We start from the raw sequence: 15,405 nt of genomic DNA, 5'->3' as shown, positions 1-15,405 counted from the left end.
CCTTTCAGGAGGGATACAACGTCATCAAGGGCGCCGAGGAGGTCATCCCGGTCGACATCCACGTTCCGGGCTGTCCGCCCCGCCCGGAGGCGCTCATCTACGGGATCGCCAAACTGCAAGAGCGGATCCAGAACGGCGAGACCTCGCCCGTGACGGTCAAACCGTACGAACTCGAGCAGTTCGGCGACCTCGAGGAGGACGAACTCGTCCAGCATCTGGCCGATCAGATCGACGAGGAGGATCTCGTCATGCGGTACAACTGGGCTGATTCGCCATGAGCCTGCAGGAACCCGGACCGACCGACGTCGGCGAGACGGCCGAGGGGACCCTCGATTACGACGAACTCGAGGCGTTGCTCGGCGAGACCGCCATCGGCCGCGAGGAGCACGAAAACGCCACGGCGTTCGTCGTCCGGCCCGACGAGGTCCAGAAAGCCCTTTCGGCGCTCCGCCAGCAGGCCGGCTTCGATTACCTCTCGAACGTCACCGCCCAGGAGTACGCCGACCGCTACGAGTCGATCTATCACCTCAAAAAGTACGACGACCCGACCCAGGAGGTCGGCGTCATCGTGCCGACGCCGACGGACGAACCGGTGAGCCAGAGCGCCGAACCGGTCTACCGGACGGCAGAGTGGCACGAGCGCGAGGCGTACGATCTGGTGGGGATCGCCTACGACGACCACCCGGATCTACGGCGGATCCTGTTGCCCGAGACCTGGCAGGGCCACCCGCTCTCCCGCGAGTACAACCCGGAAAAACCGCAGGTCGTCCCCTTCCGCGAACACGCCAACCCGCTCCAGCCGGATACCCGCGGTGAGCGGTCCGAATCGGACACGATGTTCATCAACATCGGGCCGCACCATCCGGCGACCCACGGCGTGTTGCACATCAAGACCGTCCTCGACGGCGAGCAGGTGGCGGACGTCGAACCCGACATCGGCTACCTCCATCGGTGTGAAGAGCAGATGTGTCAACAGTCGACCTACCGGCACCAGATCATGCCCTACCCCGACCGCTGGGACTACGTCTCGGCGGGCATTCTCAACGAGTGGGCCTACGCGCGGGCGGCCGAGGACCTGGCCGACATCGACGTCCCCGAGTACGCACAGGTCATCCGGACGATGTCAGCCGAGCTGTGCCGGATCGCGAGCCACATGCTCGCGCTGGGAACCTTCGCGCTGGACGTCTTCGGCGATTTCACCGCCGTCTTCCAGTACGCCTTCCGCGACCGCGAAGAGGTCCAAGACATCTTAGAGGAGTTGACGGGCCAGCGGCTGATGTTCAACTACCTCCGGCTCGGCGGCGTCGCCTGGGATCTCCCCGAGCCCCGCGAGGAGTTCTTCGAGATGGTCCGGGACTTCCTCGATGGACTCCCCGAGAAGACCAAAGAGTACCACAACCTCATCACGTCCAACGAGATCTTCCAGGTCCGCTGTGTCGGCACCGGCGAACTCCCGCCGGAGGTGGCAAAACAGTACGGTGCGACCGGTCCGGTCGCCCGTGGATCGGGGATCGACTTCGATCTGCGGCGGGACGACCCCTACGGCTACTACGAGGAGCTCGACTGGGACGTCATCACCGAGGACGGCTGTGACAATTACAGTCGCGTACTCGTGCGCCTGCGGGAGGTAGAGGAATCGGCGAAGATCATCGAACAGTGCGTGGATCTGCTCGAAAGCTGGCCCGAGGAGGACCGGGAGATCCAATCGAACGTTCCCCGGACGCTGAAACCCGACGCCGACACCGAGATCTACCGCGGCGTCGAGGCCGCCAAGGGCGAACTCGGCATCTATATTCGCTCGGACGGCACCGACAAACCCGCGCGGTTCAAGATCCGCAGCCCCTGCTTCTGTAACCTCCATACGCTGCGTGAGATGACCCAAGGCGAGTACGTACCGGATCTGATCGCCTCGCTCGGCAGCCTCGATATCGTTCTCGGGGAGGTCGATCGGTGATGTTGCAGGGTGCGCCGCTTCCCGAACGGCTCGTCGAACTGTTGCCGTTCGGTTCGGGGCCGCTCGGGACGGCGATCGCCGCGCTCGCCGGCGCCGCCATCGTCGGGACGCTGATGATGACGATGACGGCGGTCGCGGGGCCGTGGGCCAAACGGAAAGTGACCGCCGCGTTCACCGACCGCTATGCGGTCAACCGGCTCGGGCCCTTCGGGCTCTTTATCATCGTCGCCGACGCGGTCCGGCTGCTCTCGAAGGAACTAATCATCCCGGAGGGCGTCGACCGACCGGCGTGGGACCTGGCGCCGATCGTGCTGGCCGCCTCGGCGCTTCTGGGCTTCGCCGTCATCCCGATGGGCAGCGGGATCCACCTGGCCGACCCCGAGGTCGGCCTCGTCTACGTTTTCGCCGTCGCCTCGATCGCCTCGCTGGGGCTCGTGATGGCGGGCTATGCGTCGAACAACAAGTTCTCGATGCTCGGCGGGCTGCGGGCGGTCGCCCAGAACCTCGCCTACGAGATCCCGCTGGTGTTGATCGCCGCCTCGGTCGTGCTGTTTTCGGGCTCACTACAGATGAGCGAGATCGTCGCAAGACAGGCCGAACCGCTCTTCAGCCTCGGTCCGGTGACGGTCCCGACGTGGTACGCCTTCGTCAACCCCTTCGCGTTCGTGCTCTTTATTATCGCGAACCTGATGGAGGTCGGCCGCAACCCCTTCGATATCCCCGAGGCGCCGACGGAGATCGTCGCCGGCTATCAGACCGAGTACTCCAGCGTCTACTTCGTGTTGATCTATCTCGGGGAGTTCCTGCATATCTTCCTCGGCGGCGCGATCATCGCGACGCTGTTCCTCGGTGGCCCAGCCGGTCCCGGCCCCGAAAGTATCGGGCTGGTGTGGTTCCTCGTGAAGATCTGGGCCGTCTACCTGTTCACCCAGTGGGCCCGATCGGCGCTGCCCCGGCTCCGGATCGACCAGCTCATCGAGGTGGGCTGGAAGGGAATGCTCGTGCTGTCGCTTGCGAACCTCGTACTCACCGCCGTTATCGTGGGAGTGATCGCCTAATGATCGGAATGCTCAAATCGATGGCAACGACCATGAAACACGCCCTGGACGGCGAGAAGTTCACCGTCCAGTACCCCGAGGAGACACCCGACGTCTCCCCGCGGTTCCGCGGCGTCCACAAGTTCTCACAGGAACGCTGTATCTGGTGTCGCCAGTGTGAGAACGTCTGTCCGAACGACACGATCCAGATCGTGATGGACGACCAGCGCAACGGCGAACAGTACAACCTCCACATCGGGCAGTGTATCTACTGTCGGTTGTGCGAGGAGGTCTGTCCCGTCGACGCGATCCTGCTGACGGAGAACTTCGAGTTCACCGGCGACACGAAAGACGATCTGGCCTACAACAAAGAGCAACTCAAGAACGTCCCCTGGTACAAGGACATCGATCCCCTCGCCGCGCGCGAACCGGACCGTGAGGCGTGGGTCGGCGAGGGGGAAGGCGAGTTGGACTACCAGTAGCCGCAATCGAGGACTGTCTCACCCTCCCGTCGAGGCCGTTTTCGACGTAATCGATGCGAGTACGCCTCCCGGCAGTAACGACGGGGTCGGTTCGATGACGTCGCACGTCGTAGCGTCTCCGATACGTGGCGTTCGAAACCGATATCTGTAGGGGTCTGATCGGCTGACGAATGGGAACGCGGCGTGTTCCCCGCGGGAAGGTGGGTGCGAACGGAAATATTCAAAAGGTGTCCGGGTGCAGAGTCCCATAATGGCTGTACCGTTCGAGACGCTGGCGTTTCTTCTGTTCGCCCTGGTGACGGTCGGGGCGAGTCTGGGGGTCGTACTGGCCCGCGACGTGTGGCACTCGGCGCTGCTTTTGGGGGCCGCGTTGCTCTCGGTCGCGGCCCACTACGTGATGTTGCGCGCCGAGTTCCTCGCAGTGATGCAGGTACTCGTCTACGTCGGCGGCGTGCTCGTGTTGATCACGTTCGCCGTCATGCTCGTTCGTCAGGAACCCGACGCCGGCATGGAGGGGGTCCGATGACGACGCGCCCGCGGCTCTACCGGGGACAGAAGACCGTCGGGGTGGTCGCGGTCGCGCTGTTCGCGTTCCTCGCGGCGACCTTTCTCACCTCGGGGTTCGGCACCTCGGAGGCGTTCCCGGCGGGATCGGTGACGGCCTCGATCGGCTACGCGATGTTCGATCTCCCGGGCGCGGATATCGGCGGCGAGGGCTTTCTCGTCTCCTTCGTTCTGATCGCCGTCGTGTTGGACGCCGCCCTCGACGGGGCGGTCATGCTGGCGAAGAAAGACGAGGATGATTCCTGATGGTTTTAGAAACCGTTCCCGCCGAGTACTACCTGGTGCTTTCGGCCGCGGTGTTCTGTATCGGCCTGTTCGGCATCCTGACCCGACGGAACGCCCTGGTCTTCCTGATGAGCGTCGAGTTGCTTTTGAACGCCGCGAACGTCAATCTGGTCGCCTTCGCCTTCTACTGGGGGAACGTGACCGGCCAGACGTTCGCGCTGTTCGTGATCGCGCTGGCGGCCGCGGAGGTCGCCGTCGGGATCGGTATCGTCCTGGTGGTACACCGGAACTTCGACGACGTCGACGTGACGAACGCGACAACTCTCAAGTGGTAAGATGGCCCTGATATACGAACTCACGCCGGCGATCGTGTTCCTCCCGCTCGCATCGTTCGCCCTCGCGCTGTTTTTCGGCCGGTGGATGCCGAAGAAGGGCGCGGTGGCCGGAATACTCGCGACGGCCGGCGCGCTCGGCCTCTCGGTTGTCACGCTCGGGTGGCTCCTCCTTTCGGGGGAAGTTCACGATCAGACGTGGTACACGCTCGTCGACGCCGAGATGGGCGTCGATCTCGCCTTCGGGATCCTGATCGATCAGCTCTCGGCCGCGATGTTAGTGATCGTCTCGCTCATCGCCTTTCTCGTCCACGTCTTCTCGCTCGGCTACATGAACGACGAGGGCGAGCCGGGGCTGCCGCGGTACTACGCCGGGCTCGGGCTGTTCACCGCGAGCATGCTCGCGTTCGTGATGGCCGACAACCTGTTCATGGCGTTCGTCTTCTTCGAGCTCGTGGGGCTGTGTTCGTACCTGCTGATCGGCCACTGGTTCACCGAGGACGCGCCGCCGTCGGCCGCCAAGAAGGCGTTTCTCGTCACCCGGTTCGGCGATTACTTCTTCCTCGTCGGCGTCGTCGGCGTGCTCGTCACCTTCGGGACGGCCGGCTTCGCCGGCAGCGAGGGGTTCCCGGCGCTGGCCGAGAGCGCGCTGGCGGGCGAGACGAGCGTGAACACGTTCGGGCTCTCGACGGAGGGATGGTTCTCAGTGCTGGGGTTGCTCGTGTTGGGTGGCGTCCTCGGCAAGTCCGCCCAGTTCCCGTTCCACACGTGGCTGCCCGACGCCATGGAGGGTCCGACCCCGGTCTCGGCGTTGATCCACGCCGCGACGATGGTCGCCGCCGGCGTCTATCTCGTCGCCCGCATGTACGGCTTCTACGCGCTGTTGCCGACGGTGCTCGGGATCATCGCCTTCGTCGGCGGCTTCACGGCGCTTTTCGCCGCAACGATGGCGGTCGTGAAAAACGAGATCAAGCAGGTGCTCGCCTACTCGACGATCAGCCAGTACGGGTACATGATGCTCGCGTTGGGGGCCGGCGGCTACGTCGCCGCCTTCTTCCATCTGACGACGCATGCGATCTTCAAGGCGCTGCTCTTTCTCGGCGCCGGGTCGGTGATCATCGCGATGCACCACGAGGAGGACATGTGGGAGATGGGCGGGCTGAAATCCGAGATGCGGACCACCTACCTCACGTTTCTCGCCGGCTCGCTCGCGCTGGCGGGGATCTTCCCGTTCTCGGGCTTTTGGTCGAAAGACGAGGTACTCTTCGAGACGCTCGTCCACGCCCTGGGCGGTAGCCCGCTTCTTTTCGGCGCGTACGCGATGGGGATTACTGCGGTGTTCCTGACGGGCTTTTATACGATCCGGATGGTGATGCTCACGTTCCACGGCGATCCCAGAAGCGAGACCGCCGAGGATCCCCACAGCGTCGGCTGGAACGTCAAGTTCCCGCTTTCGGTGCTGGGCGTGCTGGCGGTTGTCGCGGGCGCGCTCAATCCGGTCCCAATCGAGATGCTCACTGGCGCGGAGGTCGATTTCCTCCACGACTACCTCTATGCGACGCCGGAGGCGCTGTTGACGGGCGCCGAACACTACTCGTCGCTGTCGTCGTACGGTTCGGGGGCGATCGCCGGCGGCGAGATCGGAACGATGCTCGTAAACGCCGGGCTGTCGTTCGGCCTCGCGGTCGCCGGGGCCGGCCTGGCGTTCGGGCTCTACCGGGGCGGCTCTCCGGCCAGACACACGGAACGGCTCGGCCGCGTACAGACGCTTCTCATGCACAACTACTACCAGGACGAATACCAGGTGTGGCTCGCCGAGGGGTTCACCGTCCGGCTCGCGGCGGCCGCCGACACGTTCGATCAGGGCGTCATCGACGGGACGGTCAACGCCGTCTCGAGCGTGAGCCGTTCCGCTGGCGCCCGGATCCGACAGATCCAATCGGGGGTCGTGACGAACTACGCGGCGCTCGTCGTCTTGAGCCTGCTGGCGTTGCTCGTCGTCTTCGCGATCCTCGGGGGGTGGTTCTGAGATGCTGATCGAGGCACTCGTCGTTTCGTGTCTCCTCGGGGCGGCGATCGTCTTTTTTACCCCCGACCGGTACGCCCCCAAGCTCGCGTTCGGGCTCTCGGTGCCGCCGCTCGTCCTGTCGCTGTACGCCTACGTTGCCTTCGACGGGAGCGGGAACGCGTTGCTCGGCGGCGAGATCGCCTACGAGACGTTCGCCGAGTGGCTCCAGCTCGGCCCCTACGCCGTCAACTACCACGTCGGTCTCGATGGCATCTCCCTGCCGCTGGTCGTCCTCTCGACGGTGTTGACGACGCTTTCGATCCTGAGCGCGTGGACACCGATCGACGACCGGCAAAGCGAGTTCTACGGGCTCGTACTCCTCTTGGAGGGTAGTCTGATCGGCGTCTTCGCCGCCCTTGATTTCCTGCTTTGGTTCGTCTTCTGGGAGGCCGTATTGATCCCGATGTACCTGCTCATCGGCGTCTGGGGCGGTCCGCGCCGGAAGTACGCCGCGATCAAGTTCTTCGTCTACACGAACATCGCCTCGCTGGTGATGTTCGTCGGCTTCTTCGCGCTGATCTTCGGGCTCGGCGATGCGGTCTCCTCGACGGGGATGCCCGCGATCGCCGAGGCGCTCCGGGCCGGCCAGTTGGGCTATCTCGGCACGCCGACGGTCGGGGTTCCGCCCGACACGCTGGCGATAGCCGCCTTCCTCGCGATGTTCGTCGGCTTCGCGGTGAAAGTTCCGGTCGTCCCGTTCCACACGTGGCTGCCCGACGCCCACGTGGAGGCGCCGACGCCCGCCTCCGTCCTTCTGGCCGGCGTCCTCCTGAAGATGGGCACCTACGCCCTGCTTCGGTTCAACTTCACCATGCTCCCGGAGCAGGCCGCAACGCTTGCCGTCCCGATCGCGGCGATCGCCGTGATCTCGATCATCTACGGCGCGTTGCTCGCGCTGGCCCAGCAGGATCTAAAGCGGGTCGTCGCCTACTCGTCGGTCTCCTCGATGGGGTATGTCATCCTCGGGCTCGTCGCCTACACGGTGTACGGCGTCGGCGGCGCGACGTTCCAGATGGTGGCCCACGGGCTCATCTCCGGGTTGCTCTTCATGACGGTCGGCGTCTTCTACAACGCGACCCACACCCGGATGATCGGCGACATGTCCGGGCTGGCTTCGAAGATGCCCGCCACGGCGACGGTCTTCGTCGCCGGCGCGTTCGGTTACATGGGCCTGCCGCTCATGGCCGGCTTCATGGCGGAGCTGTTCGTCTTCATCGGGGCGTTCGAATCGACGGTGCTGCCGGCCGCGCCGGTGTTTACCGCGATCGCGATGTTCGGGATCGTCATCGTCGCCGGGTACCTGCTGTGGGCGATGCAACGGTCGCTCTTCGGCCCGTTCGAACTCGAAACCGACTACGAACTCGGGCGGGCTCCGGTCCACGACATCGCCCCGATCGTGACGCTCGTCGTGTTGATCGTCGCCCTCGGGGTCGCTCCCGATCTGATCTTCGAGATGATCAGGGACGCGACGCTGGACGTCGTCGAGTTCGGTTTCGGAGGTGGTAGCTAATGGTGACGATGGCAAACGAGTGGCTCCTGCTCTCGCCGGCCGCAGCGTTCGTGCTCGCGGCGCTCGCACTGTTCGTGATCGACGCGTTCGCGCCGGAGGACGCCGACGGCGGCCTCCTCGCTGCGGTCGCGGCAGTCGGGGGAATCGCCGCGCTGTCGGCCTCGGGGGTCCTGTTGCTCTCGGGCGTCGCCGCCGACGGCGTCGAACTGTTCGGCGGCCAGCTCGTCGTCGACGGGATGAGCCTGCTGTTTACGTTTATTTTCGGCAGCGTGACTGCCCTCGTTTCGGTCGCGTCGGTCGATTACATCCGCGAGCTCCCGCACAAGGCCGAGTACTATCTGCTCGTCACGCTCGCGGCGACCGGGATGTCGCTTCTGGCGTCGGCCAACAGCCTTGCGGTCGTCTTCGTCGCCCTCGAGCTTTCGAGTCTGCCCTCCTATGCGCTCGTCGCGTACCTGAAGCGTAACCGCGGCTCCGTCGAGGGGGCGCTGAAGTACTTCCTCGTGGGCGCGCTCTCCTCGGGGATCATGGTGTACGGCATCTCGCTGGTCTATGCGGCGACCGGGAGCCTGCTGCTTTCTGACGTCGCGAGCGCGCTCGGTGGGGCCTCGGCCGACTATCCGGGCGTCCTCGGCGTCGGACTCCTCATGATCGTCGGCGGCCTGGCGTTCAAGACGGCCTCGGTGCCGTTTCACTTCTGGGCGCCGGACGCCTACGAGGGCGCGCCGGCGCCGGTCGCGGCCTTCCTCTCGTCGGCTTCGAAGGCCGCCGGCTTCGTCGTCGCGTTCCGCGTACTCGTTGTCGGCTTCCCGATCGGGACGATCGCCGGGACGCTCGATTGGGTGCTCCTGTTTCAGGTGCTTGCGGTCGTCACGATGACCCTCGGGAACTTCGCCGCCGCGACACAGGAGAACGTCAAACGGATGCTCGCGTACTCCTCGATCGGCCACGCCGGATACGCGCTGATCGGGCTGGCGGCGCTGACCAACGCCGGCGGCCCCGGCGCGGAGGCGACGGTGCTGGGTGCGAGCATGCTCCATCTTTTCGTTTACGGGTTCATGAACACCGGCGCGTTCCTGTTTGTCGCCCTGGTTGAACACTGGGAACTCGGCCGCACCTTCGAGGACTACAACGGTCTCGGGCGGGAAGCGCCAGTGGCCTGCGTCGCGATGACCGTCTTCGTGTTCTCTCTGGCCGGCCTACCCGTCGGCGGTGGCTTCCTCTCGAAGTACTTTCTCTTTGCCGGCGCGGTCGGGGCCGGCGTCCCGTGGCTCGCGCTGGTGGGGGCGGTCAACAGCGCGTTGAGCCTCTATTATTACAGCCGCGTCGTCAAGGCGATGTGGATCGAACCGCCCGCCGAGCCGCTCGGGATCGAGCGCTATCCGACGGCGCTGTACGCCGCCGTCCTCACAGCGGCGGTCGTGACGGTGCTTCTGTTGCCGGGACTCGTCGTCTTCGACGGTATCGCCTTCGAGGCCGCAGCGTCGCTGTTCTGACAGCCGGGAAGGTTTTCATCGCCGGCCGTCCAGCATGTTTTAGGCCGTCGACACCCTCGCGATAGTATGGACCGGCTGGTGTTGGGCTATGGGGCGGTCGGCCGCGCCTTCCTCGATCGGCTCGCCGATCGATCGGAGTCGCTGCTCGTCCTCGTCGAAACCGACGAGCGAGCCGAGTCACTCAGAGAAAGCGGTATCGACGCCCGGCGTGTCGATATCACCGCCGTCGGGGACGTCCGGACTGTCGCGGGCGAGGTCGACTCGGTCGTCGTCGCGCCCCCGGATACCGACCGGATCCGGCAGGTCGTCGGGACCGCCCGCCTGGCGTATCCGGCGGCGTTCGTGATGGCCTGTCTGGACGAACACGCGAGGGAAACCGATCGGGAGGCGATCGCGGCCGAAGCCGACCGGATCGTCGAACTCCCCGCCGAGACGGCCCGTCCGTTGATCGAGCGGGTCGGCGACGAGGGGATCCGGACGCGAAAGCTCAGCCACACTCTCAGAGGGATCGACGGCACGCTCGCCGTTCTCGCTCACAACAACCCGGATCCGGACGCGATCGCCGCCGCGGTCGGACTCCGACGGATCGCGACCGCGGTTGGTGTCGACGCCGAGGCGTGTTATTACGGCGAGATCAACCACCAGGAGAACCGGGCGCTGGTCAACCTCTTCGGGTACGACCTGCGGAACCTCTCGGCCGACAACGACCTCTCGGAGTTCGACGCGTTCGCGCTCGTCGACCACTCCCGGCCGGGGGTCAACGACGACCTGCCCGAGGAGACCCCGATCGATATCGTGATCGATCATCACCCGCCCCGGGGGCCGATCGAGGCCGAGTTCGTCGACCTGCGGAGCGACGTCGGGGCGACCTGTACGCTCCTCGAGAGGTACCTCTCGGGACTCGCGATCGAGCCCGGAGAGGCACTCGCAAGCGGGCTCCTCTATGGGATCCGGACCGACACCCAGGCGTTCAGCCGCGAGGTCTCCGTCGCCGACTTCGAGGCCGCCGCACGGCTCGTCGAAGCGGCCGACGGGGAGACGCTCCGGCGGGTCGAGTCACCGACCGTGACCGCCGATACGATCGAGACGGTCGGGCGGGCGATCTCGAACCGGTCTGTCGAATCCGACGTGTTGACGAGCTGTGTCGGGGAGATCTCGGATCGCGATACCCTCTCACAGGCGGCCGACCGACTGCTCGACATGGAAGGGGTCACCACGACGCTCGTCTTCGGGTACACCGACGGGACCGTTTTCGTCTCCGCGCGAACCCGGGGGACCGACATCGATCTCGGGGAAGTGCTCAGGGACGCCTTCGCCCAGATCGGGAGCGCGGGCGGGCACGCCGACATGGCCGGCGCACAGATTCCAGTCGGAATGCTTGCCGAGGAGTCGACCGAAGACGAACGGGGCGAGATCATCGACGAGGTGGTCAGCGAGCGGTTCCTCGAGGCGCTGGGGGTCACACCGGATCGGGCGACGGCGTTCGTCTACTCGGATCTCGTCGATCCGGGCAGAGGATCCGCCCCGAGGGAGTGATTTTTTGCCGTGTGGAGATATCGTTTCACCAATGGACGACGACCAGGACGCCCACAGCCAAAAGCCGATGGTGAAAGATTACATGACGCGTGACGTCGAGACGGTCTCGCCGGACGATACGGTCGCGTCGGTCGCCGAACTGATCGCCGACAGCGAGTCCCACAGTGGCTATCCGGTGTGTGACGGTCGACACGTCAAAGGCTTCGTCAGTGCGCGCGATCTGTTGCTCGCCGGCGAGAGCGAACCGATATTCAAGATCATGACCGACGACATCATCGTCGCCCACCCGGAGATGCGGATCACGGACGCCGCCCGGGTCATCCTCCGGTCAGGGATCCAACAGCTACCGGTCGTCGACGACGCCGGCAACCTCGTCGGGCTCATCTCGAACGCGGACGTCATCCGCTCGCAGATCGAGCGGGCGACCCCAGAGAAGGTCGGCAAGCTCAAGCGGACTCTCGAGAACATCCACGGGATCGAAGCCGAGGAGGAGCGCCGGACGGTCGATCTCTCGGCACTGACGCCGACACAGACCAAAGTCTACACCGACGAACTCGAGGGACGGATCTACGAACTCGAAAACGGGCTCGCCGAACCGCTCGTCGTGATCGACAACGCCGGAACGCTGTATCTGGCCGACGGTCACCACCGCGTCAAGGCGGCCGACAGGCTCGGAATCGAGGAGATGGACGCCTACGTGGTCCGGCTCGATGGGCGGGTCGATCTCGGGATGGCCGAAACGGCACAGAAAAGCGACCTCGGATCGATCAACGACATCGAGGAGGTCGACTACGCCCACCACCCGCTCGTCGAGACGACGGAACGACTCCAGGACCCGGACTGACCGTCGCCGCGAGTCGGAATCGGAATCGCCCGCCGGTGCCGATCTATCGGGACCGGGAAGAAGCGAGGAGTCTAAGTGTTCGCGCCCGGAGTCATAAACGAGAACTGATGCGTGTAACCAGGCCCGTGTCGCTGCTCGCGGCGGCCGTGATCGGCGTCTATGTCCTCGTAATCGTCGGCGCGACCGCGGCACTCGCCGACGCCGCGGCCGCGTGTAACGGCTGGCCGCTCTGTCGCGGCGACCCCGCGAACCCCGCAGTGCTGGTCGCACTCTTTCATCGAACCGTCGCGGCCGTCGTCGGCCTGCTCGTGATCGCCGCGGCCGCCGTCACGTGGCCGGTCGGAAACAGTCGGATCAGGGCCGCCCTCGTCGCGGCGCTGTTTCTGTACCCGATCCAGGCTGCGATCGGCGCCGGGCTCGCGTCCGGGACCGCCCTCGAGCGCCTCCATCTGCTCGTCGCGATGACGATCTTCGCGGCCCTCGTTCTCGCGTTGGCGTGGCAACTGGAGACCGAAACAGGATCCGACGACGCCCCCGAAACGTCCCCGACGGGAGCGAAGCCGGACCCCGACGTGGGGGGAACAGCCGGTGTAGACACCTCGGCGCTGCCCGTCATGGCCCGCCTCAAAGCGACGGCCGCCGCGTACTTCCGGCTGATGAAGCCGAGACTGATGTGGCTGCTCAGTCTCGTCGCCGGCGCCGGAATGGCCCTGGCCGGGACGCCGACGGTCGGGACCGTCCTCTATACGCTCGGCGGCGGCGTTCTGGCGATCGGCGCTTCGGGGACGTTCAACCACGTCCTCGAACGGGACGTCGACAAGCGGATGGAGCGGACCGCCGACCGGCCGGTCGCGACCCACGAGGTCCCGGTCCGGAACGCGCTGGCCTTCGGCGGCCTGCTCACCGTCGCGTCGCTTTGGGCCTTCCTCTCGGTAAACATCCTGGTCGCCGCCCTCGGGCTGGCGGCGATCGGCTTCTACAGCGTCGTGTACACGCTGATCCTGAAACCCAACACGGTCCAAAACACCGTCCTCGGCGGGGCAGCCGGCGCACTGCCGGCGCTGATCGGCTATGCGGCCGTCACGGGAACCGTCGGCGTCGCGGGGGGCGCGCTAGCCGGCCTCATCTTCCTGTGGACGCCCGCCCACTTTTATAATCTCGCCTTGGCGTACCGCGACGATTACGAGCGCGGCGGCTTCCCCATGATGCCCGTCGTCCGCGGCGAGACCGAGACCAGAAAGCACATTCTCCTCTATCTCGGCGCGACCCTGCTTGGGGCGGGCGCCCTCACGGCCGTCACGGATCTGGGATGGATCTACGGGGCGGCGACCACCCTTTTCGGTGCCGTCTTCCTGTGGGCGGTTGTCCGCCTCCACTACGAGCGGTCAGAAAACGCCGCGTTCCGGGCGTTCCACGCCTCGAACGCCTACCTCGGGATCGTACTCGTCGCGATCGTCGTCGACGGACTCGCGCTGTGACGACGGATCGATCGTTCCGCTGTCCCTCGTCGTCTTCGACCGGTCAGATCGGGCTGTGAAGCAACTGGAGCGCAACGAGAAAGAGAAAGACGAACCCGAGGCCGCCCAGCCCCGCGCCGACAGCGTGGGCGGTCCCGAGGTCGTGTCTGCGAGCCAGTCGGTACGGGCCCGCAAAGAGCACGACCGAAAGCACGAGCAGAACGGCGGCGAGCGTGGCTCCCGACAGCGCCTCCAGCGAGTCGAGAGCCCCATAGAGCTGTAACAGTGTTGTGGTCGACATGGTGCTTTGTGAGTTGGTACTCACCGCTGTACAAATAACCTTCGTCCTCGGGTTCCGGCGGGTGAATCGCACACAACAAAAGCTAAGTACATATGACCGTCAGTCAAAACAAGTAACAGATATCATGATGGATACGCTCCTTCAGGCGTCGGATGGGTGGCGAGCACAGGCGGAGGTCTTCTCGGAGATCTTCCTCGTGTTCGTCGCCATGGGGACGGTCGTCGGGGTCGTCGTGGTCGCCTACACGCTGTATCACGCCTACGAGTACCGTGATACGGGCAAAGAGACCGAAGAGGAGTTCGACGCCCCGCAGGTCGGCGAACTCCCGAGCGGACAGGGCGGTGGCAAGAGCAAGAAGCTCTTCGTCTCGTTCGGGATCAGCGCCGTTATCGTGATCAGCCTCGTCGTGTACGCGTATACGCTGCTTCTGTACGTCGAGGCTGGCCCCACCTCCGAAGTCGAGACCGAAGGGGACATGGACATCCAGGTGACCGGCTTCCAGTTCGGCTGGGAGTTCACCTACCCCAGCGGGCAAAGCGAATTCGGCACGCTCCGTGTGCCGGCCGACGAGGATCAAGTGATACGACTGCATATAACCTCCGACGACGTCTGGCACGCTTTCGGGGTGACCGATCTGCGTGTCAAGGCGGACGCGATCCCCGGTGAGACCTCCGAGGAGTGGTTCATCGCGGACGAGCCGGGTACGTACACGATAGAGTGTTTCGAGCTGTGCGGTGCCGGACACTCACAGATGACAGGGGAAATCGTCGTCATGGAACCTAACGAATTCAACGAGTGGTACAACGGAACGTACGACCCATCGGCATCGACGCAGACGGTGGGGGTGAGCGCCTGATGAGCGAGCTTCCCGATACCAGTTCGCTCAAACGCTGGCTCGTTACGACCAACCACAAGGACGTCGGCATCCTCTATTTGCTCACCGCGGTCTTCTTTTTGCTCCTTGGCGGCGTCCTCGCGCTGTTGCTCCGCGTCGAGCTGTGGGACCCCACGGCGACGGTCCTCGGCGGCAACGGCGTCGGCTACAACGAAACCGTCACCGCACACGGCCTCCTCATGGTCTTTTGGTTCCTCTCGCCGTTCGCCTTCGGCTTCGCTAACTACGTCGTCCCGCTCCAGATCGGTGCCGACGATCTGGCGTTCCCACGGCTCAACGCGCTCTCATACTGGCTGTACGCCCTCTCCGGGGTCCTGTTCGGGATCTCGTTCTTCCAGGGCGGTACACTGTCCGCGGGCTGGACGATCTACGCCCCGCTCAACATGCCAGCCTACACCCCTTCGATCGGCTCGACGGGGGCGATCCTCGCGCTGGCGATGTTCGTCATCGGCGTCACCGCCTCGACAGTCAACTTCCTGACGACGATCCATCACTCCCGCGCCGAAGGCATGGGCCTCATGGACATGCCCATGTTCACCTGGTCCATCCTCGCAACCGTCTGGATGATGCTCTTTGCATTCGCGGTGCTTTTGGGCACTGGATTCATTCTCGCGGCCGACCGCATTCTCGGCAGCGTCTACTTCTCGGCGACCGAGGGCGGCGCCCTCCTGTGGGGCCATCTCTTCTGGTTCTTCGGCCACCCC

16 protein-coding genes are annotated in these 15,405 nt (G+C 65.1%); 15 read left to right on the top strand and 1 reads right to left on the bottom strand.

The annotated features are described in order from the left end of the window. The 13 genes from KM295_RS15685 to KM295_RS15625 all read left to right on the top strand — a co-directional run. Nucleotides 1-278, top strand: a 278-nt coding sequence (locus KM295_RS15685; protein WP_472924558.1) for an NADH-quinone oxidoreductase subunit B family protein, incomplete at its 5' end; no start/stop codon positions are given. After that, on the top strand, nt 275-1,954 hold the full coding sequence (locus tag KM295_RS15680; protein ID WP_256031082.1) for an NADH-quinone oxidoreductase subunit D: 1,680 nt from the start codon (nt 275-277) through the stop codon (nt 1,952-1,954). The genes KM295_RS15685 and KM295_RS15680, both read left to right, overlap by 4 nt. 2 nt (nt 1,955-1,956) lie before the next feature. Beyond that, nucleotides 1,957-3,012 (top strand): complex I subunit 1/NuoH family protein, encoded by a 1,056-nt coding sequence (locus KM295_RS15675; RefSeq protein WP_256031083.1) that lies wholly within the window; start codon nt 1,957-1,959, stop codon nt 3,010-3,012. Further along, nucleotides 3,012-3,473 carry a NuoI/complex I 23 kDa subunit family protein gene (locus KM295_RS15670; RefSeq protein ID WP_256031078.1) on the top strand — a complete coding sequence of 154 codons (462 nt, stop codon included), beginning with the start codon at nt 3,012-3,014 and terminating at the stop codon, nt 3,471-3,473. The genes KM295_RS15675 and KM295_RS15670 overlap by 1 nt, the downstream gene beginning before the upstream one ends. Before the next feature lie 250 nt (nt 3,474-3,723). Beyond that, nucleotides 3,724-3,999, top strand: coding sequence for an NADH-quinone oxidoreductase subunit J (locus KM295_RS15665; RefSeq protein WP_256031076.1), 276 nt, complete (start codon nt 3,724-3,726; stop codon nt 3,997-3,999). Further along, entirely contained in the window at nt 3,996-4,283 is a 288-nt protein-coding gene (locus KM295_RS15660) for a hypothetical protein (RefSeq protein WP_256031073.1), read from the top strand. Before KM295_RS15665 ends, KM295_RS15660 begins: the two co-directional genes overlap by 4 nt. Next, entirely contained in the window at nt 4,283-4,597 is a 315-nt protein-coding gene (gene nuoK, locus KM295_RS15655; protein WP_256031070.1) for an NADH-quinone oxidoreductase subunit NuoK, read from the top strand. The genes KM295_RS15660 and nuoK overlap by 1 nt, the downstream gene beginning before the upstream one ends. A gap of 1 nt (nt 4,598) precedes the next feature. Beyond that, nucleotides 4,599-6,623: an NADH-quinone oxidoreductase subunit L gene (gene nuoL / locus KM295_RS15650; RefSeq protein WP_256031069.1), complete on the top strand. Its 2,025-nt coding sequence runs from the start codon at nt 4,599-4,601 to the stop codon at nt 6,621-6,623. 1 nt (nt 6,624) lies between these two features. Next, nucleotides 6,625-8,172: a complex I subunit 4 family protein gene (locus tag KM295_RS15645; RefSeq protein WP_256031068.1), complete on the top strand. Its 1,548-nt coding sequence runs from the start codon at nt 6,625-6,627 to the stop codon at nt 8,170-8,172. Then, a complete protein-coding gene (locus KM295_RS15640) occupies nt 8,172-9,668 on the top strand; it encodes an NADH-quinone oxidoreductase subunit N (protein ID WP_256031066.1) in 1,497 nt (498 codons plus the stop codon). Before KM295_RS15645 ends, KM295_RS15640 begins: the two co-directional genes overlap by 1 nt. A 66-nt stretch (nt 9,669-9,734) precedes the next feature. Continuing rightward, a complete protein-coding gene (locus tag KM295_RS15635; protein WP_256031063.1) occupies nt 9,735-11,204 on the top strand; it encodes a DHHA1 domain-containing protein in 1,470 nt (489 codons plus the stop codon). 31 nt (nt 11,205-11,235) lie between these two features. Continuing rightward, a complete protein-coding gene (locus KM295_RS15630; RefSeq protein ID WP_256031051.1) occupies nt 11,236-12,048 on the top strand; it encodes a CBS domain-containing ParB/RepB/Spo0J family partition protein in 813 nt (270 codons plus the stop codon). 107 nt (nt 12,049-12,155) lie between these two features. Further along, complete coding sequence (locus KM295_RS15625) at nt 12,156-13,526, top strand: heme o synthase (RefSeq protein WP_256031048.1); 1,371 nt, start codon at nt 12,156-12,158, stop codon at nt 13,524-13,526. Between the two features lie 43 nt (nt 13,527-13,569). Here KM295_RS15625 and KM295_RS15620 read toward each other — a convergent pair whose 3' ends face one another. Then, the gene (locus tag KM295_RS15620; RefSeq protein ID WP_256031044.1) at nt 13,570-13,806 is read right to left on the bottom strand and encodes a hypothetical protein; all 237 of its coding nucleotides are present in this window, start codon (nt 13,804-13,806) and stop codon (nt 13,570-13,572) included. 124 nt (nt 13,807-13,930) lie between these two features. On the opposite strand from KM295_RS15620, the gene coxB reads away from it, so the two are divergent. Next, on the top strand, nt 13,931-14,662 hold the full coding sequence (coxB, locus tag KM295_RS15615; RefSeq protein ID WP_256031041.1) for a cytochrome c oxidase subunit II: 732 nt from the start codon (nt 13,931-13,933) through the stop codon (nt 14,660-14,662). Continuing rightward, the coding region (locus KM295_RS15610) for a cytochrome c oxidase subunit I (RefSeq protein ID WP_256031040.1) at nt 14,662-15,405 on the top strand (744 nt) is incomplete at its 3' end. The genes coxB and KM295_RS15610, both read left to right, overlap by 1 nt.

It is taken from the genome of Natronomonas aquatica (assembly GCF_024449025.1).
GTDB lineage: Archaea > Halobacteriota > Halobacteria > Halobacteriales > Haloarculaceae > Natronomonas > Natronomonas aquatica.
The sequence above is the reverse complement of the archived record's forward strand: the minus strand, read 5'-3'. Positions and strand labels throughout refer to the sequence as shown.

Excerpts from the sequence above, each read along its gene's own strand:
- KM295_RS15680 (WP_256031082.1), top strand. The coding sequence starts at position 275 with ATGAGCCTGCAGGAACCCGGACCGACCGACGTCGGCGAGACGGCCGAG.
- KM295_RS15670 (WP_256031078.1), top strand. The coding sequence starts at position 3,012 with ATGATCGGAATGCTCAAATCGATGGCAACGACCATGAAACACGCCCTG.
- KM295_RS15665 (WP_256031076.1), top strand. The coding sequence starts at position 3,724 with ATGGCTGTACCGTTCGAGACGCTGGCGTTTCTTCTGTTCGCCCTGGTG.
- KM295_RS15660 (WP_256031073.1), top strand. The coding sequence starts at position 3,996 with ATGACGACGCGCCCGCGGCTCTACCGGGGACAGAAGACCGTCGGGGTG.
- nuoK (WP_256031070.1), top strand. The coding sequence starts at position 4,283 with ATGGTTTTAGAAACCGTTCCCGCCGAGTACTACCTGGTGCTTTCGGCC.
- nuoL (WP_256031069.1), top strand. The coding sequence starts at position 4,599 with ATGGCCCTGATATACGAACTCACGCCGGCGATCGTGTTCCTCCCGCTC.
- KM295_RS15645 (WP_256031068.1), top strand. The coding sequence starts at position 6,625 with ATGCTGATCGAGGCACTCGTCGTTTCGTGTCTCCTCGGGGCGGCGATC.
- KM295_RS15640 (WP_256031066.1), top strand. The coding sequence starts at position 8,172 with ATGGTGACGATGGCAAACGAGTGGCTCCTGCTCTCGCCGGCCGCAGCG.
- KM295_RS15635 (WP_256031063.1), top strand. The coding sequence starts at position 9,735 with ATGGACCGGCTGGTGTTGGGCTATGGGGCGGTCGGCCGCGCCTTCCTC.
- KM295_RS15630 (WP_256031051.1), top strand. The coding sequence starts at position 11,236 with ATGGACGACGACCAGGACGCCCACAGCCAAAAGCCGATGGTGAAAGAT.
- KM295_RS15625 (WP_256031048.1), top strand. The coding sequence starts at position 12,156 with ATGCGTGTAACCAGGCCCGTGTCGCTGCTCGCGGCGGCCGTGATCGGC.
- KM295_RS15620 (WP_256031044.1), bottom strand. The coding sequence starts at position 13,806 with ATGTCGACCACAACACTGTTACAGCTCTATGGGGCTCTCGACTCGCTG.
- coxB (WP_256031041.1), top strand. The coding sequence starts at position 13,931 with ATGATGGATACGCTCCTTCAGGCGTCGGATGGGTGGCGAGCACAGGCG.